Genomic DNA, 16,973 nt, shown 5'->3' on the forward strand with positions numbered 1-16,973 from the left:
CTCAATGCTCCCGGCTGGCGAAGTCGATACGCGGATCGACCAGGGTGTAGGTGAGGTCGCCGATCAGTTTCACCACCAGCCCCAGCAGGGTGAAGATAAACAGCGTGCCGAACACCACCGGATAGTCGCGGTTGATCGCCGCTTCAAAGCTCATCAGGCCCAGGCCGTCGAGGGAGAAGATCACTTCCACCAGCAACGAGCCGGTGAAGAAAATCCCGATGAACGCCGACGGGAAGCCGGCGATCACCAGCAGCATCGCGTTACGGAACACATGGCCGTAGAGCACGCGGTGGTTGGTCAGGCCCTTGGCCTTGGCGGTGATCACGTATTGCTTGTTGATCTCGTCGAGAAAGCTGTTCTTGGTCAGCAGGGTCATGGTCGCGAAGTTGCCGATCACCAGCGCGGTGATCGGCAGCGCCAGGTGCCAGAAATAGTCGAGCACCTTGCCGCCCCAGCTCAACTCATCGAAGTTGTTGGACGTCAGCCCGCGCAAGGGGAACCAGTCGAAATAGCTGCCGCCGGCAAACACCACGATCAGCAGGATCGCAAACAGGAACGCCGGGATCGCATAACCGACGATGATTGCCGAGCTGGTCCACACATCGAAGTGGCTGCCGTGTCGCGTGGCCTTGGCGATCCCCAGGGGGATCGACACCAGGTACATGATCAGCGTGCTCCATAACCCCAGGGAGATCGATACCGGCATCTTTTCCTTGATCAGGTCGATGACCTTGGCGTCACGGAAGAAGCTGTCGCCGAAATCCAGCCGGGCGTAGTTCTTGACCATGATCCACAAGCGTTCCGGCGCCGACTTGTCGAAGCCGTACATCTTTTCGATTTCCTTGATCAGCGCCGGGTCCAGGCCCTGGGCGCCACGGTAGCTGCTGGAACCGGCCACCGAGACTTCGGCACCGCCGCCGGCAATGCGGCTGGTGGCGCCTTCAAAGCCTTCGAGCTTGGCGATCATCTGTTCCACCGGCCCCCCGGGGGCGGCCTGGATAATAATGAAGTTGATCAGCAGGATCCCGAACAACGTCGGGATGATCAGCAACAGGCGGCGAACAATATAGGCCAGCATTTAATCGCCTCCGCTCGCCGCATCGGCGCTCGTGTCGGTAGCCGTTTCCAGGGTGACGGCAGGTTTTACGTTGGGTTTTGCCCACCAGGTGGCGGTGCCCACGTCATAGCGTGGCGGGGTTTTCGGATGGCCGAGGTGGTCCCAATACGCCACGCGGAAGGTCTTGATGTGCCAATTGGGGATCACGTAGTAACCGAACTGCAGCACACGGTCCAGGGCCTTGGCATGGGCGATCAGGCTGTTGCGCGAGTCGGCGTCGATCAGTTCTTCCACCAACTGGTCGACCGCCGGGTCCTTGAGGCCCATGTAGTTGCGGCTGCCGGGTTTGTCGGCACTGGAGGACTTCCAGAATTCCCGTTGTTCGTTACCCGGCGAGGTGGATTGCGGGAAGCTGCCCACCATCATGTCGAAGTCCCGCGAGCGAACACGGTTGACGAACTGCGAAACGTCCACCCGGCGGATCACCAGGTCGATGCCCAGGTCCGCCAGGTTGCGCTTGAACGGCAGCAGGATGCGCTCGAACTCGGTCTGGGCCAGCAGGAACTCGATGGTCACCGGTTTGCCCGTGGTGTCGACCATCTTGTCGTCGACGATGCGCCAGCCGGCCTCCTGCAGCAGTTGGTAGGCCTCGCGTTGCTGGGTGCGGATCATGCCGCTGCCGTCGGTTTTGGCCGGCTCGAAGGCCTGGGTGAAGACTTCGGCGGGGATCTTGTCGCGCAGGGGCTCGAGGATCTTCAGCTCATCCGGGCCGGGCAGGCCGGTGGCGGCCATTTCGGAGTTTTCGAAGTAGCTGCGGGTGCGGGTGTAGGCGCCGTTGAACAGCTGTTTGTTGCTCCACTCGAAGTCCAGCAACAGGCTGATGGCCTTGCGCACGCGCACATCCTGGAACATCGGCTTGCGCGTATTGAACACAAAACCTTGCATGCCGGTAGGATTGCCGTTGGGGATTTCTTCCTTGATCAGCCGGCCCTCGGTCACGGCCGGAATGTTGTAGGCGTTGGCCCAGTTCTTGGCGCTGAATTCCAGCCAGTAGTCGAACTGCCCGGCCTTCAACGCTTCCAGGGACACGGTACTGTCGCGGTAGTAGTCGGTGATGCGGTTGTCGAAATTGTAGAAACCCTTGGTGATCGGCAGGTCCTTGGCCCAGTAGTCCTTGACCCGCTCGTAGCGGATCATGCGCCCGGCCTTGACCTCGGCCACCTTGTACGGCCCGCTGCCCAGGGGCACCTCCAGGTTGCCCTTGGCAAAGTCCCGCGTGGCCCACCAATGCTTGGGCAGTACCGGCAGTTGCCCAAGGATCAGCGGCAGTTCGCGGTTGTTGGTGCGCTTGAACTTGAACAGCACCCGCAATGGGTCTTCGGCGACCACTTCATCGACATCGGCGTAGTAGGTGCGGTAGATCGGCGAGCCTTCCTTCATCAGTTCCTGGAAGGTGAACACCACGTCTTCGGCGTGGATCGGGTGGCCGTCGTGGAAGCGCGCTTCGGGCCGCAGGTAGAAACGCACCCAGCTGTTGTCCGGGGCTTTTTCGATCTTGCCGGCGACCAGGCCGTATTCGGTGATGGGTTCGTCCAGGCTCTGCATGGCCAGGGTGTCGTAGATCAGGCTGATGTTGTCGGCCGGCACGCCCTTGCTGATAAACGGGTTAAGGCTGTCGAAGCCGCCCATGCTCGACTCGCGGAAGGTGCCGCCCTTGGGCGCATTCGGGTTGACGTAGTCGAAGTGCTTGAAGTCGGCGGGGTATTTCGGCGGCTCGTTGTACAGCGTCAGTGCGTGTTGCGGCGCGGCGTGGGCCGTGGTGCACAGCAACAGGCTGCCGAGCAGTACATTGCGCAAATACATCATTGGGCTTTCTCCGAAGCTTTCAGCCACCACGCGCTCAGGCCCAGGCTGTAGGGCGGCGTGGTGACAAAGGCGAACCGGTTGCGGTACGCCAGGCGATGATAGTTGAGGTACCAGTTGGGAATGCTGTAGTGCTGCCACAGCAGCACCCGGTCCAGGGCGCGGCCGGCGGCCAGTTGTTCTTCGCGGGTCTGCGCCGCCAGCAGTTGTTCCAGCAGGTGATCGACAACGGGGTTGGCGATGCCCGCATAGTTTTTGCTGCCCTTGATTGCAGCCTGGCTGGAGTGGAAGTACTGCCACTGTTCGAGGCCGGGGCTCAAGGTCTGGTTGAGGGTGATCAGGATCATGTCGAAATCGAATTGATCCAGGCGTTGCTTGTACTGGGCGCGGTCGACGGTGCGCAGGCGTGCGTCGATGCCGATGCTGATCAGGTTCTCGACATAGGGCTGCAGGATGCGCTCCAGGTTCGGGTTGACCAGCAGGATCTCGAAGCGCAGCGGTTGCCCGTCCTTGTTGAGCAGGCGTTGGCCCGACAGCTTCCAGCCGGCTTCGCCCAGCAGCGCCAGGGCGTGGCGCAGGGTTTCGCGGGGGATGCCGCGCCCATCGGTCTGGGGCAGGCTGAAGGCTTGGGTAAACAGGTTGGGCGGCAACTGGTCGCGGTAGGGGGAGAGCATCAGCCATTCATGGCCGGTTGGCACCCCGGCAGCGGCGAATTCGCTGTTGGGGTAATAGCTGAGCGTGCGTTTGTAGGCGCTGCTGAACAGGGTGCGGTTGGTCCACTCGAAGTCGAACATCAACCCCAGGGCTTCGCGCACCTTGGTCTGGCTGAAGGTCGGGCGCCGGGTGTTCATGAACAGGCCCTGGCTTTGGGTCGGGATCTGGTGGGCGATCTGCGCCTTGATCACTTCGCCACGGCTCACCGCCGGGAAGTTGTAGCCATTGGCCCAGTTCTTGGCCTGGTGCTCGATATAAATGTCGAACTCGCCGGCCTTGAACGCTTCGAAGGCCACATCGCTGTCGCGGTAGAACTCCACCTCGACCTTGTCGTAGTTATAGAAACCCTGGTTGACCGGCAAGTCCTTGCCCCAGTAATCCTTGACCCGTTCGAACACCAGCTGGCGTCCAGGGGTGACCTTGCTGATACGGTACGGCCCGCTGCCCAGGGGCGGCTCGAAGGTGGTCGCCTTGAAGTCGCGGTTTTTCCAATAGTGCTGAGGCAATACCGGCAATTCGCCCAGGCGCAGGATCAGCAACGGGTTGCCGGCACGCTTGAACACAAAGCGGATGCGGTGAGGGTTGAGGATGTCCACCCGCGCCACTTCCTGCAGGTTGGTGCGGTACTGGGGGTGGCCTTCGGTCAGCAGGGTGCGATAGGAAAATGCCACGTCATAGGCCGTGATCGGCTTGCCATCGTGGAAGCGCGCCTGCGGACGCAGGTTGAACACCACCCAACTGCGGTCCTCGCTGTATTCCACCGACTGGGCAATCAGCCCGTAGCTGGAGGTGGGCTCGTCGCCGGAAGGCGCGTACTGACCAGTGCCGACCATCAACGGCTCGTTCAGCTCATTGACGCCGTATTGCAGGAAGTTGGGGGTGGAAACCGGGCTTGAACCCTTGAACGTGTAGGGGTTGAGGGTATCGAAGGTGCCAAATGCCATGACCCGCAAGGTCCCGCCTTTCGGCGCTGCAGGGTTTACCCAATCGAAGTGGGTGAATTTGGCCGGGTACTTGAGCGTGCCGAACTGCGTGTAACCGTGGCTCTCGGTTATTGTCGCGTTCGCACCAAAGCTCAAGGCCAGACTTATTAGTAGAAGGAGGGGACGCTTCAAGTCAGGGATCCGATCCAGGCGGCTTGGGCTTTATGATCGGTACAGTAACAGCTTGTTCCGGATGGAAAAAGCCAGTTGGGAACACTGGAGATTCAGTGTGGGAGGGGGCTTGCCCCGATATCGGTGGATCAGCCAATGAATCTGGTGGCTTATAAACTGCTATCGGGGGCAAGCCCCCTCCCACATTGGTTCTGCAGTGTTCTTAAAACCTTAGCGCGGCCCAGACACTACAAGCATCTGCCCCGGCTTCAGCGCCTGGCCAGTACGGGGGTTCCAACGCTTGAGATGTTGCATCTCGACGTTGAAGCGCTTGGCGACGATGTACAGCGAGTCGCCTTTCTTGACCTTGTACTGCACCGGCTTCTTGCTGTCGGCCTTGGCCACCAGCTTGCGGGTGTCCTGCATCACCAGGGTCTGGCCGACCTTGAGGGCCTGGCCGTTGAGTTTGTTCCAGCGCTGCAGGTCATGCACGTCGACCTTGTTCGCCTTGGCGATCAGCGTGAGGTTGTCGCCACTGCGCACCTTGTAGCTGCGGGTGCGGCCGGCCACCCGGGCGGTCTCGACTTCGTCGAACACCTGCTTTTTCGGGCGCATCGCCAGCAATTCTTCCGGCTTCATCGTCGAAAGGGTGCTGGTGAGCAATTGTGCCTTGGAGCTCGGCACCAGCAGGTGTTGCGGGCCATCCAGGGTGGTGCGTTGCTTGAGCGCCGGGTTGAGCTGGAACAGTTCGTCTTCGTCGATCTCGGCCAGCGCGGCAACCCGCGACAGGTCCATGCTTTGCTTGACCTCGACCACTTCGAAGTACGGCGTATTGGCAATCGGGTTCAGGTTGACGCCATAGGCCTCGGGGGCCAGCACCACCTGGGACAGCGCCAGGAACTTGGGCACATAGTCCTTGGTTTCCTGGGGCAGGGGCAGGTTCCAGTAGTCGGTGGGCAGGCCAAGCTTCTCGTTGCGCTCGATGGCCCGGCTCACCGTGCCTTCGCCGGCGTTATAGGCGGCCAGGGCCAGCAGCCAGTCGCCGTTGAACATGTCGTGCAGACGGGTCAGGTAGTCCAGGGCGGCTGTGGTGGAGGCGGTGATGTCGCGGCGGCCGTCGTAGGCGCGGGTCTGGCGCAGGTTGAAGTAGCGCCCGGTGGAGGGGATGAACTGCCACAGGCCGACGGCATCGCTGCGCGAATACGCCATCGGGTTGTAGGCACTTTCAATCACCGGCAGCAGCGCCAGCTCCAGGGGCATGTTGCGTTCTTCAAGGCGTTCGACGATGTAATGAATGTAGAGGCTGCCGCGTTCACCGGCGTTCTCCAGGAAGGACGGGTTGCTGGCGAACCACAGGCGCTGTTGCTCGATGCGCGGGTTGACACCCACGTTGTCCTGCAATTGAAAGCCCCGGCGCATGCGTTCCCAGACATCCTGGGGCACTTCTGGAGCAGGTTTCTCTGAAAGCCAGATGACGGGTTTCTGTTTGATCTTGGCGGCAAGGTTGGGCTTGGGTTGCACGGTGGATTGTGCGGCGAAATTTGTCGATTGGCAGCCCGCCAGCGTGGCGGACACAGCCACCGCCACAGCTTGAGCCAGGCGGGTCAATGCGTCTGAATGGTTGGATTTACGAATAGATGACGACATTGGCTGGAAGTAAGTTCCGGGCAAAAATGTCGGGCGATTCTAGAAAGCACTTTGGTTCCGGTCAACCATTCAGAAATTACGTATCAGATTGCGTCCCTTTAGAACTTATCTTTCCACGCCCTCAAGCTAGCAAATACCTCGGCCCCAGAGCGGTTGTCGCGGCCATTCCGTTCGTCCGCTTTTTGTTTAACGGATGTTTCAGAGGTACGCAGGAAGGGGTTGGTGCGCTTTTCCAGGGCCAGGTTGGACGGCAGCGTCATCTCGCCGCGGGCCCGCAGTTGACGGACGTTTTCCACCCGTTCGGAGATGTCGGCATTCTGCGGTTCCACCGCCTGGGCAAACTTGAGGTTACTTTGTGTGTATTCGTGGGTGCAGTACACCAGGGTGTCGGCGGGCAGGGCGGCCAGGCGCTCGAGGGAGGTGTGCATCTGTTCCGGCGTGCCTTCGAACAGGCGGCCACAACCGGCGGCGAACAGGGTGTCGCCACAGAACAGCACGCCCTGGTGGTAGAAGGCGATATGGCCCAGGGTGTGGCCGGGCACGGCATAGACGTCGAAGTCCCAGCCCAGCACGTTGATGCGGTCGTTATCCTGCAGCGCGATGTCCCGCGCCGGGATCGTCTCGTTGGCCGGACCATACACCTTGGCGTCGGTCACCCGCTTGAGTTGCTCGACACCGCCGACATGGTCGTGGTGATGGTGGGTAATCAGGATGTCGCTGAGGGTCCACGTCGGGTTTTGCTCGAGCCAGGCCAGTACCGGCGCGGCGTCGCCGGGATCGACCACGGCACAACGTTGGGTCTGCGGGTCCTGCAACAACCAGATGTAGTTGTCGGTGAAGGCGGGCAGGGCACTGATCTGTATCATTCTTCGATTCGCCAAGCTGAACACATTGGTGCATCTTAGAACGTCTAGGCGAGTTGGAGAATGCAATGACTGATAAAGCGTTCGCCCAGGCCGATCCTGAGTGGCTGGCCCTGATCGGCGCAGCCCGTGAATGGCTGTCCGGGCCCATCGGGCAATTTTTGCTGGGTGAAGAGCGGCGCATGCTCGAAGACGAGTTGGGTCGTTTCTTTGGCGGCTACCTGGTGCATTACGGTCCGTCGGCCCAGACCCCGCCTGCCGCGCCCCAGGTGCAACGCAATGTGCGCCTGGGCGCGCCGTTGCCGGGGGTGGAGATTGTCTGCGAAGAACAGGCCTGGCCATTGAGCGAGCACGCCGCCGATGTGGTGGTGTTGCAGCATGGCCTGGATTTCTGCCTGTCACCCCACGGTCTGCTGCGTGAAGCGGCGAGCAGCGTGCGCCCTGGTGGCCATTTGCTGATTATCGGCATCAACCCTTGGAGCAGCTGGGGCCTGCGCCATGTGTTCGCCCATGATGGCCTGCGCCAGGCGCGCTGCATCTCGCCATCACGGGTCGGGGACTGGCTGAACCTGCTGGGCTTCGCGCTGGAGAAACGCCGCTTCGGGTGCTATCGTCCGCCGCTTGCCTCGGCCAAGTGGCAAGGCCGCCTGGCCGGTTGGGAACGTCGCGCGGGCGCCTGGCAACTGTCGGGTGGCGGCTTCTATTTATTGGTGGCGCGCAAGATCGTGGTCGGGCTGCGGCCGGTGCGCCAGGTGCTGCGCCAGCCCATGGGCAAACTGGTGCCGATGCCGATGGCCAAGGTCAACCGCACGCAAAGCGAACCGTAGAACTTTTTTGATTTCAGACCTGCCCGTCTTGATGGATGTAACCGATGACCGATAGCGTAGAACTCTTCACCGATGGCGCCTGCAAGGGCAACCCCGGCCCCGGCGGCTGGGGCGCCTTGCTGGTGTGCAAGGGCGTAGAGAAAGAGTTGTGGGGCGGCGAAGCCAACACCACCAACAACCGCATGGAGCTGATGGGCGCCATTCGCGGCCTGGAAGAACTCAAGCGCCGCTGCAACGTGCTGCTGGTCACCGACTCGCAATACGTGATGAAAGGTATCAACGAGTGGATGGTCAACTGGAAGAAGCGCGGCTGGAAGACCGCGGCCAAGGAGCCGGTCAAGAATGCCGACCTGTGGCAATTGCTCGATGAGCAATGCAACCGCCATGACATCACCTGGAAATGGGTGCGTGGGCACATCGGCCATCCGGGGAACGAGCGCGCCGACCAGCTTGCCAATAGAGGTGTGGACGAAGTGCGGGGCTACAAGCAGAGCTGATGCTGGCCGACGTGTTAACATCGCGCTCCTTGACTCACACCACACTGCACACCACACCGTTGAGAGCTGAACCCTGATGGCGATCCGATCTGTTGTACTCGATACCGAAACCACCGGCATGCCGGTGACCGACGGCCACCGGATCATTGAAATCGGCTGTGTCGAACTCATGGGTCGGCGCCTCACCGGTCGTCACTTTCACGTCTACCTGCAACCGGACCGCGACAGTGACGAAGGCGCCATCGGCGTCCACGGCATCACCGACGAGTTCCTCAAGGGCAAGCCGCGTTTCGCCGAAGTGGCCGATGAGTTCTTCGAGTTCATCAACGGCGCCCAGTTGATCATCCATAACGCGGCGTTCGACGTCGGCTTCATCAATAACGAATTTGCCCTGATGGGGCAGATGGATCGCGCGGACATTTCCCAGCACTGCTCGATCCTCGACACCCTGATGATGGCCCGTGAGCGTCACCCGGGCCAGCGCAACAGCCTCGATGCCTTGTGCAAGCGTTATGGCGTCGACAACTCCGGCCGTGAACTCCACGGCGCCTTGCTCGACTCCGAGATTCTCGCCGACGTTTACCTGACCATGACCGGCGGGCAGACCAGCCTGTCCCTGGCCGGCAACGCCTCCGACGGCAGTGGCTCGGCGGAAGGCTCCGGCAACCGCCCTTCGGAAATCCGCCGCCTGCCAGCCGATCGCAAGCCCACCACCATCATTCGCGCCAGCGAGCAGGATCTGGCCGAGCATGCGGAGCGGTTGGAGGCTATCGCCAAGTCGGCGGGTGCGCCGGCGTTGTGGACCCAGCTAACACAACAATAGCCCTGCGTAGGTATGATCAAAATGTGGGAGGGGGCTTGCCCCCGAAGCGGTGTATCAGCCAATCAAATATGAGCTGGCATACCGTCATCGGGAGCAAGCCCCCTCCCACAGTTGATCTCCGTTGCTTTCAGAATCTTCATTCGCGTCATCGTCCCCGAGCTTCTACCCTTGAGTGCATAGCCCTCAGGACTACACGCCCTCATGTACAAAGACCTGAAGTTCCCCGTGCTTATCGTGCACCGCGACATCAAGGCCGACACCGTTGCCGGCGACCGGGTTCGCGGCATCGCCCGGGAGTTGGAACAAGAGGGCTTCAGTATCTTTTCCGCCGTGGACTACGCCGAAGGCCGGCTGGTGGCGTCGACCCATCACGGCCTGGCGTGCATGCTGATCGCCGCCGAAGGCGCCGGTGAGAATACCCACCTGCTGCAAAACATGGTCGAGCTGATCCGCCTGGCGCGCCTGCGGGCGCCGAACCTGCCGATCTTTGCCCTGGGCGAGCAGGTCACCCTGGAAAACGCCCCGGCCGATGCCATGAGCGAACTCAACCAGCTGCGCGGCATTCTCTACCTGTTCGAAGACACCGTACCGTTTCTCGCCCGCCAGGTGGCCCGTGCTGCCCGCACTTACCTGGATGGCCTGTTGCCGCCATTCTTCAAGGCGCTGGTGCAACACACCGCCGACTCCAACTATTCCTGGCACACCCCCGGCCATGGCGGTGGCGTGGCCTATCGCAAAAGTCCGGTGGGGCAGGCGTTTCATCAGTTCTTCGGGGAGAACACCCTGCGTTCGGACTTGTCGGTCTCGGTGCCCGAACTGGGCTCGCTGCTGGATCACACCGGGCCCCTGGCTGAAGCCGAAGCCCGTGCCGCGCGCAACTTCGGCGCCGACCATACCTTTTTCGTGATCAACGGCACGTCCACCGCCAACAAGATCGTCTGGCACTCCATGGTCGGGCGCGATGACCTGGTGCTGGTGGACCGCAACTGCCACAAGTCGGTGTTGCATTCGATCATCATGACCGGTGCCATCCCGCTGTACCTGTGCCCGGAGCGCAACGAACTGGGCATCATCGGTCCGATTCCCCTGAGCGAGTTCAGCCCGGAATCGATCCGCGCCAAGATCGACGCCAGCCCCTTGACCCGTGGCCGGCCCCCCAAGGTGAAGTTGGCCGTGGTCACCAACTCCACCTACGACGGCCTGTGCTACAACGCCGAGCTGATCAAGCAGCAATTGGGCAGCAGTGTCGAGGTGCTGCACTTCGACGAAGCCTGGTATGCCTACGCGGCGTTCCACGAGTTCTTTGCCGGGCGCTACGGCATGGGCACCTCCCGTACCCCGGACAGCCCGCTGGTGTTCACCACCCACTCCACCCACAAGCTGCTGGCGGCGTTCAGCCAGGCCTCGATGATCCATGTGCAGGACGGCGGCGCGCGCCAACTGGACCGCGACCGTTTCAATGAAGCCTTCATGATGCACATCTCCACGTCGCCGCAGTACAGCATCATCGCCTCCCTGGACGTCGCCTCGGCGATGATGGAAGGTCCGGCCGGGCGCTCGCTGCTGCAGGAAATGTTCGACGAGGCCCTGAGTTTTCGCCGCGCCCTGGCCAACCTGCGCCAACACATTGCCGCCGAAGACTGGTGGTTCTCCATCTGGCAGCCGCCGTCGGTGGCGGGCATCGACCGCGTCGCCACCGCGGATTGGCTGTTGCTGCCGCAGGATGACTGGCACGGCTTTGGTGACGTGGCCGAAGACTACGTGCTGCTGGACCCGATCAAAGTGACCCTGGTGATGCCCGGCCTCACCGCCGGCGGCGCCTTGAGCGAGCGCGGGATTCCCGCCGCGGTGGTCAGCAAATTCCTCTGGGAGCGTGGGCTGGTGGTGGAAAAGACCGGGCTGTATTCGTTCCTCGTGTTGTTTTCCATGGGCATCACCAAGGGCAAATGGAGTACCTTGCTCACCGAGTTGCTGGAGTTCAAGCGCAGTTACGACGGGAATGTCAGCCTCGCCAGTTGTTTGCCATCGGTGTTTGCCCAGGACCCGGCTCGCTATCAGGGCCTGGGTTTGCGCGACCTGTGTGATCAATTGCACGGCTGTTACCGCAGCAACGCCACCGCCAGGCACCTCAAGCGCATGTACACGGTGTTGCCGGAAATCGCGATGAAACCCGCCGACGCCTACGACCAATTGGTAAGGGGAGAGGTAGAGGCCGTGTCCATTGATGCCTTGCCAGGACGCATCGCAGCCGTGATGCTGGTGCCTTATCCGCCGGGCATTCCGTTGATCATGCCGGGCGAGCGCTTTACCGAGTCGACCCGGTCGATCATCGACTACCTGGCGTTTGCCCGGACGTTCGATAGCAGTTTCCCCGGTTTTGTTGCCGATGTTCACGGGCTACAACACGAAGATGACGGCAGTGGTCGTTGTTACACCGTCGATTGCATCAAGGGTTAAGGATGTTTATGCAAGCTGTAATGAACCCGAAGTATCCAGGGCTCAGTGTGCGGGTCGCCGACGAGGGCTTCGACGCCTACGTGTGGGGCAATGATTTCAGCTTTGAGGTCAGTGCCTATGGCGTACCGGAGATGGGCAGGCGGGTCGATCAATGGCCCGTGGAGCGCATCGTGCCGTATCGCAAGTGCTATGGCATCGACCCGGAAGAATTCGCCAGTTTTCGCGATGCGCCGGACAGTGCGATCTTCATGGCCTACCTGGATGATCGTGCGGTCGGGCATATCGTGGTCAGCACCAATTGGAACGGCTTTGCCCACGTTGACGAACTGGCGGTGGCCTTGCCTGCCCGTCGGCACGGGGTGGCCAAGGCGCTGCTGGATGTGGCGCAGTTCTGGAGCCGCAAGAAAAACCTGCCGGGCATGATGCTGGAGACCCAGAACAACAACCTGGGCGCCTGCCGACTGTATGAGCGTTGCGGCTACGTGATGGGCGGGATCGACCACCTGCGCTATCGCGGCATCGACCCGCAAACCCGTGAAGTGGCGATTTTCTGGTATCGGTTGTTCAAGACCGATGCCGAGCGGCGTTAACTTTCCAGCAGGCCCTGGGCCTTTTGCGTGACGATCTCCAGTAACGCATTCAGCGCAGGCGAGGTCACGCCATCCTTGAGTGTCAGCGCATACAGGCTGACCAGGATCGGCGGCGACACCGGGCATGTATCCAGGCCCGCCTCGCGTGCGCCAAAGGCGGTGAACGGGTCGACAATCGCCAGGCCTTCGCCGGCTTCCACCATGCTGCGCATCATCTGGTAGGTCTGCACCCGCGTCTGCACCACCGGCAGCGGGCGCAATGCTTGCAGCTTGGCGTCCAGCAGGCGGCTGAGCGGGTCGTGTCCTTCGAGCCCGATCATCGCTTGCCCGGCCAGGTCCTGCAGCGCAATGTACTTCTGCTTGGGCTTGAGCCAGCCGTGGGGCGCCAGCAATTGCAATTTGCCTTGGACCAGCACCGTGCTGTGGATTTGCGGATGTTCCGGGTCATGCAGGCTCAGGCCCACCTCGGCCTCGTGCAGCAGCAGGCTGCGCACGATTTCCCGGGTTGGCTGGCTCGACAGGTTGCACGGCGTGTCCTGGAAGCGCCGGCGCAGCAGCGCGATGCTCTGGGGCAGCAGTTGATTGGCCAGGGGCGGCGTGCACAAGGCGCGCAACGTGGGGGCGTGATGGTGTTTCAAGCGGCTGGCCAGGCGTTGCACCGGTTCCAGGGCTTCGTACACATGGGCCATTTCTGCCTGCAGTTCCAGGGTTTCCCGTGTCGCCTGCAAACGCCCGCGCACACTGGCAAACAGCATGAAGCCCAATTGCTGCTCGGCCTCCTTGAGGGCCGCGTCTACATCGCCCACGGGAAGTTGCAACCATTCGGCGGCGGTGCCGAGGTGTCCGGTCTGCAGGATGGCCTGAATCACTTCGATATGACGTAAACGCATGGCCGGAGTCTATGTGCAGCGCAGTGGGGATTCAATGGCGCATGCCGTCGTGCGCAAAAAAGACAGTGCGGGTCGCGTATGTCGCTGGCGTTCAGCCAGGACCTCACTAGAATGGCGAGTCTGATCATCAACGACCAATGCCGATTACCGGCACATACAACAAAAACAGGTCTGGTCTCATATGCCTCTGCCCTCGACAGTTCTCGGGGTAACGGTCAAGCAACTGCTGGTCCTGGTGACCGTAGGGTGCGTGGCTGCTTACCTCATCAGCAATCACGATGAATCAGTTCCGGAAAACCTCGTGCTTGAGGCATTTATCCGTGCCCAGGAGCAAGTCGCCGCGCAGGTCGGCACGGTGCTGGGCATGACGCAGGTCAAGCAGGTGGTGGCGTATCCGGGGTACAACTCGCCGGGCTACAGGCGGGTGATGTACGCGGTGGAAGGCGAGCGGGGCCGGTTGATGGTGACGCTCAAGCAAGTGGACGGTGAGTCGGGGCTTGAAGTGACGGAAATTCGCAGCCCGTGACCGCCCGGCCCAGTCGATGCCGTCAATGGCCGGGACTGAGCAGGTACGCCTGGGCGATCAAGCTTATGAGGCGAGGGTGGTCTGCGATTCGCGGACGATAATGGTCCCCGACTGAATCAGTTTGAACTCATCGCCTTCGAGTTTTTCTACCCGGTCGCCAATGGCCAGCTTGTAGGTGGTGGTGGGTGCCGAGCCAGCCAGGTCGCCTTGCGCCGGGTTGGATTCCTGGAACTCATGCACCGAATACACGCGTCCTTCTGCGTCTCTGGCATGAAACTGTCCGACTAGTACTGCTGCCATCTGTTTAGAACCTCTGGAGATAAACACTCAATTCGCGGTGCTGTAGACCGTCATAAAGAGGGGGAGTTTACCTATTGAAAAAAAATACTATTCGCTGACATTTTCAGACGGTTCCTACGCATCAAATCGCGGGCCAAACGTCTGGAGGATTATCAAAACCTTCTGGTGAACGCACTGCGAAGCCTTTATAACTACAAGCTCCCTTAGTCAGACGTCGAGAAACCCAATGAGCAAGGTCTACACGATTGCCGTCCTGGTTGGCAGCCTGAGAAAAGACTCGATCAACCGCAAGGTCGCCCTGGCACTGGCCGAAATGGCCCCCGCCAACCTGAAGTTGAACATTGTGGAAATTGGCGATTTGCCGCTCTACAACGAGGACATCGACGGGGCATCACCGCCCGCAGCCTACAGTACTTTCCGTCAGCAGGTACGTTCATCCGACGCGGTGTTGTTTGTGACGCCGGAGTACAACCGCTCCGTACCCGCGCCATTGAAGAATGCGATTGACGTCGGCTCCCGCCCTTATGGCCAAAGCGCCTGGAGCGGCAAGCCGGGGGCGATCATCAGCGTATCGCCGGGCGCCGTTGGCGGTTTTGGCGCCAACCACCATCTGCGTCAGTCCCTGGTGTTCCTCGATGTGCCATGCATGCAGCAGCCGGAAGCCTACCTGGGCGGAGCGGGCAGCGTGTTCGACGACGCCGGCAAGGTGTCGGAAAAGACCAGGCCGTTCCTGCAGGCATTTATTGATGCCTACGGCAAATGGGTAGAAAAACAGACAGCTTGAATCGGCGCCCATTGTCCACTGTGGGAGGGGGCGAGCCCTGACGCCAGTCAGTTAAGGATGAACACTGTAACTGTGGTGAGCGGGCTTGCCCCGCGCTGGGCTGCGCAGCAGCCCCAATAAGAGCGCTGCAGTGTGCCAGGCAGGTCCGGGGCTGTGTTTCGGGGCTGCTGCGCAGCCCAGCGCGGGGCAAGCCCGCTCACTACAGGTTTAACTGACTGGAGTTAGGGCTTGCCCGCTCCCTCAGTGTTGTATCAGCGCAACCAGTTAGTCCGCGCCAACTCGATCACTTCATCTCCACGCCCACTCATCACCGCCTTGAGCATGTACAGGCTGAACCCCTTGGCCTGTTCCAGCTTGATGCTCGGCGGCATCACCAATTCCTGGGTGGCCGTCACCACATCCACCAGCACCGGGCCATTGTGGGCCAGGGCGCGGCGCAGGGCCGGTTCCAGGTCTTCGGATTGCTCCACGCGAATGCCGAGGATGCCCATGGCGTTGGACATGGCGGCGAAGTCCGGGTTTTTCAGCTCGGTGCCGGCATCCAGATAGCCCGCAGCCTTCATTTCCATGGCGACAAAGCCCAGGGACGAGTTATCGAACACGATGACTTTGACGGGCAGGTTCAACTGCGCCAGTGAAATGAAATCCCCCATCAGCATGGCAAACCCGCCGTCGCCGGACATTGAGATCACCTGGCGCCCAGGAAAGGCCGCCTGGGCACCGATCGCCTGGGGCATGGCATTGGCCATGGAGCCGTGGTTGAACGAACCGATCAGGCGACGCTTGCCATTCATCTTCAGGTAGCGCGCCGCCCACACGGTCGGCGAGCCCACGTCGGCGGTGAAGATTGCATCGTCGTCCGCCAGTTCGCTGAGCAGGCGCGCCACGTATTGCGGGTGGATCGGCCGGTTGGCCTTTGACGGTTGCGCCAGGTCGTCCAGGCCTTGGCGGGCTTTTTCGTAGTGCTTCAGCGAGGTCTCGAGGAAGCTGCGGTCGGTCTTGCGGGTCAGGCGCGGCAGCAGCGCGTCGAGGGTCTCGCTCACATCGGCAGCGATGCCCAGGTCCAGCGTGGCGCGACGGCCCAGGGCCTGCGGGTTGCGGTCGACCTGGATGATTTTGGCATCGGTGGGGTAGAACTGGCGGTACGGAAAGTCCGTGCCGAGCATGATCAGCGTGTCGCAGTCGAGCATGGCGTGGTAACCGGAGCTGAAGCCGATCAGGCCGGTCATGCCCACATCAAATGGGTTGTCCCATTCCACATGCTCCTTGCCGCGCAGGGCGTGCACCACCGGAGCCCCCAGCGTGTCGGCCAGGGCGACCACTTGATCGTGGGCACCGGCGCAGCCACTGCCGCACAGCAGGGTGACCTTCTTGCTGCTTTCAAGGATCTCGGTCAGTCGTTGCAGGTCCTGTTCCGCCGGCAGGGTACGCGGTGTGTGCAGGGCCGGCCAGGGCTTGAGCTTGTCTTCGACTTCCAGCAACGATACGTCCCCCGGAATCACCACCACCGCCACGCCGCGGTTGAGGATCGCCGAACGCATGGCGCGGTGCAGCACGTGCGGCATCTGTTCGGGGTTGGTGACCAGCTCGATAAAGTGGCTGCACTCCTTGAACAGTTCCTGGGGATGAGTCTCCTGGAAGTAATTCAGGCCGATCTCGGAGGAGGGGATTTGTGCGGCAATCGCCAGCACCGGCACATGGTTGCGATGGCAATCGAACAGGCCATTGATCAAGTGCAGGTTGCCCGGCCCGCAGCTGCCAGCGCATACGGTCAGTTCGCCAGTGGCTGCAGCTTCGGCACCGGCAGCGAAGGCGGCGACTTCTTCGTGACGTACATGCATCCACTCGATGCTGTCCATGGTACGCAGGGCGTCGGTGAGGCCGTTGAGGCTGTCGCCGGTCAGGCCCCAGATACGCTTGATGCCCGCCTGTTCAAGGGTGGTCGCCAATTGCTGGGCCAGGTTGATTTTCGCCATGAAGAACTCCAATCGTCAGTGAGGTTAAAAGCTGCTGATCAATAGGGGACAGTTCGATCACGGCG

General features: G+C 61.4%; 15 protein-coding genes. 7 read left to right on the forward strand and 8 right to left on the reverse strand.

What is annotated here, in order from left to right; translation table 11 throughout:
- Nucleotide 1: 1 nt before the first annotated feature.
- The 5 genes from BLQ09_RS16075 to gloB form a co-directional block, all read right to left on the reverse strand.
- Nucleotides 2-1,078: a microcin C ABC transporter permease YejB gene (locus BLQ09_RS16075; protein WP_027606500.1), complete on the reverse strand. Its 1,077-nt coding sequence runs from the start codon at nucleotides 1,076-1,078 to the stop codon at nucleotides 2-4.
- Entirely contained in the window at nucleotides 1,079-2,923 is a 1,845-nt protein-coding gene (locus BLQ09_RS16080; RefSeq protein WP_027606499.1) for an extracellular solute-binding protein, read from the reverse strand.
- Entirely contained in the window at nucleotides 2,920-4,749 is a 1,830-nt protein-coding gene (locus BLQ09_RS16085) for an extracellular solute-binding protein (RefSeq protein ID WP_092357788.1), read from the reverse strand. The genes BLQ09_RS16080 and BLQ09_RS16085 overlap by 4 nt, the downstream gene beginning before the upstream one ends.
- Nucleotides 4,750-4,959: 210 nt before the next feature.
- Complete coding sequence (locus BLQ09_RS16090; protein WP_092357791.1) at nucleotides 4,960-6,375, reverse strand: lytic transglycosylase domain-containing protein; 1,416 nt, start codon at nucleotides 6,373-6,375, stop codon at nucleotides 4,960-4,962.
- A 98-nt stretch (nucleotides 6,376-6,473) separates the two neighbouring features.
- Nucleotides 6,474-7,241 carry a hydroxyacylglutathione hydrolase gene (gloB, locus tag BLQ09_RS16095; protein WP_065941202.1) on the reverse strand — a complete coding sequence of 256 codons (768 nt, stop codon included), beginning with the start codon at nucleotides 7,239-7,241 and terminating at the stop codon, nucleotides 6,474-6,476.
- 65 nt (nucleotides 7,242-7,306) lie between these two features.
- On the opposite strand from gloB, the gene BLQ09_RS16100 reads away from it, so the two are divergent.
- From BLQ09_RS16100 to BLQ09_RS16120, 5 genes are all read left to right on the forward strand, one after another.
- Entirely contained in the window at nucleotides 7,307-8,065 is a 759-nt protein-coding gene (locus BLQ09_RS16100) for a class I SAM-dependent methyltransferase (protein WP_092357793.1), read from the forward strand.
- A gap of 44 nt (nucleotides 8,066-8,109) precedes the next feature.
- Nucleotides 8,110-8,562, forward strand: coding sequence for a ribonuclease HI (gene rnhA, locus BLQ09_RS16105; RefSeq protein ID WP_003173571.1), 453 nt, complete (start codon nucleotides 8,110-8,112; stop codon nucleotides 8,560-8,562).
- A gap of 82 nt (nucleotides 8,563-8,644) precedes the next feature.
- Nucleotides 8,645-9,385: a DNA polymerase III subunit epsilon gene (gene dnaQ / locus BLQ09_RS16110; RefSeq protein ID WP_166655325.1), complete on the forward strand. Its 741-nt coding sequence runs from the start codon at nucleotides 8,645-8,647 to the stop codon at nucleotides 9,383-9,385.
- Nucleotides 9,386-9,586: 201 nt separating this feature from the next.
- Nucleotides 9,587-11,842: an Orn/Lys/Arg family decarboxylase gene (locus BLQ09_RS16115; protein WP_092357797.1), complete on the forward strand. Its 2,256-nt coding sequence runs from the start codon at nucleotides 9,587-9,589 to the stop codon at nucleotides 11,840-11,842.
- Nucleotides 11,843-11,862: 20 nt separating this feature from the next.
- A complete protein-coding gene (locus BLQ09_RS16120) occupies nucleotides 11,863-12,432 on the forward strand; it encodes a GNAT family N-acetyltransferase (protein ID WP_027606492.1) in 570 nt (189 codons plus the stop codon).
- Here the strand turns inward: BLQ09_RS16120 and BLQ09_RS16125 are convergent.
- Nucleotides 12,429-13,322 carry a LysR substrate-binding domain-containing protein gene (locus BLQ09_RS16125; protein ID WP_092357799.1) on the reverse strand — a complete coding sequence of 298 codons (894 nt, stop codon included), beginning with the start codon at nucleotides 13,320-13,322 and terminating at the stop codon, nucleotides 12,429-12,431. The two genes, BLQ09_RS16120 and BLQ09_RS16125, sit on opposite strands and share 4 nt — an antisense overlap.
- A 181-nt stretch (nucleotides 13,323-13,503) precedes the next feature.
- On the opposite strand from BLQ09_RS16125, the gene BLQ09_RS16130 reads away from it, so the two are divergent.
- Nucleotides 13,504-13,848, forward strand: coding sequence for a hypothetical protein (locus tag BLQ09_RS16130; protein WP_027606490.1), 345 nt, complete (start codon nucleotides 13,504-13,506; stop codon nucleotides 13,846-13,848).
- A gap of 63 nt (nucleotides 13,849-13,911) precedes the next feature.
- Here the strand turns inward: BLQ09_RS16130 and BLQ09_RS16135 are convergent, their stop codons facing one another.
- Complete coding sequence (locus BLQ09_RS16135) at nucleotides 13,912-14,148, reverse strand: hypothetical protein (protein WP_027606489.1); 237 nt, start codon at nucleotides 14,146-14,148, stop codon at nucleotides 13,912-13,914.
- A 226-nt stretch (nucleotides 14,149-14,374) separates the two neighbouring features.
- Between BLQ09_RS16135 and BLQ09_RS16140 the strand changes: the two genes are divergently transcribed.
- Entirely contained in the window at nucleotides 14,375-14,932 is a 558-nt protein-coding gene (locus BLQ09_RS16140; protein ID WP_027606488.1) for an NADPH-dependent FMN reductase, read from the forward strand.
- 251 nt (nucleotides 14,933-15,183) lie between these two features.
- Here BLQ09_RS16140 and poxB read toward each other — a convergent pair whose 3' ends face one another.
- A complete protein-coding gene (gene poxB / locus BLQ09_RS16145; RefSeq protein WP_092357801.1) occupies nucleotides 15,184-16,908 on the reverse strand; it encodes a ubiquinone-dependent pyruvate dehydrogenase in 1,725 nt (574 codons plus the stop codon).
- Nucleotides 16,909-16,973: the final 65 nt, after the last annotated feature.

This window comes from Pseudomonas sp. NFACC25 (genome assembly GCF_900100935.1).
In the GTDB taxonomy this organism is placed as follows: Bacteria; Pseudomonadota; Gammaproteobacteria; order Pseudomonadales; family Pseudomonadaceae; genus Aquipseudomonas; species Aquipseudomonas marginalis.

What these genes read in the sequence shown, in the direction of transcription:
- poxB (WP_092357801.1), bottom strand. Translation starts at nt 16,908, where the DNA reads ATGGCGAAAATCAACCTGGCCCAGCAATTGGCGACCACCCTTGAACAG.
- BLQ09_RS16125 (WP_092357799.1), bottom strand. Translation starts at nt 13,322, where the DNA reads ATGCGTTTACGTCATATCGAAGTGATTCAGGCCATCCTGCAGACCGGA.
- BLQ09_RS16080 (WP_027606499.1), bottom strand. Translation starts at nt 2,923, where the DNA reads ATGATGTATTTGCGCAATGTACTGCTCGGCAGCCTGTTGCTGTGCACC.
- gloB (WP_065941202.1), bottom strand. Translation starts at nt 7,241, where the DNA reads ATGATACAGATCAGTGCCCTGCCCGCCTTCACCGACAACTACATCTGG.
- rnhA (WP_003173571.1), top strand. Translation starts at nt 8,110, where the DNA reads ATGACCGATAGCGTAGAACTCTTCACCGATGGCGCCTGCAAGGGCAAC.
- BLQ09_RS16115 (WP_092357797.1), top strand. Translation starts at nt 9,587, where the DNA reads ATGTACAAAGACCTGAAGTTCCCCGTGCTTATCGTGCACCGCGACATC.
- BLQ09_RS16140 (WP_027606488.1), top strand. Translation starts at nt 14,375, where the DNA reads ATGAGCAAGGTCTACACGATTGCCGTCCTGGTTGGCAGCCTGAGAAAA.
- BLQ09_RS16100 (WP_092357793.1), top strand. Translation starts at nt 7,307, where the DNA reads ATGACTGATAAAGCGTTCGCCCAGGCCGATCCTGAGTGGCTGGCCCTG.
- BLQ09_RS16075 (WP_027606500.1), bottom strand. Translation starts at nt 1,078, where the DNA reads ATGCTGGCCTATATTGTTCGCCGCCTGTTGCTGATCATCCCGACGTTG.
- BLQ09_RS16090 (WP_092357791.1), bottom strand. Translation starts at nt 6,375, where the DNA reads ATGTCGTCATCTATTCGTAAATCCAACCATTCAGACGCATTGACCCGC.
- BLQ09_RS16130 (WP_027606490.1), top strand. Translation starts at nt 13,504, where the DNA reads ATGCCTCTGCCCTCGACAGTTCTCGGGGTAACGGTCAAGCAACTGCTG.
- BLQ09_RS16120 (WP_027606492.1), top strand. Translation starts at nt 11,863, where the DNA reads ATGAACCCGAAGTATCCAGGGCTCAGTGTGCGGGTCGCCGACGAGGGC.
- BLQ09_RS16135 (WP_027606489.1), bottom strand. Translation starts at nt 14,148, where the DNA reads ATGGCAGCAGTACTAGTCGGACAGTTTCATGCCAGAGACGCAGAAGGA.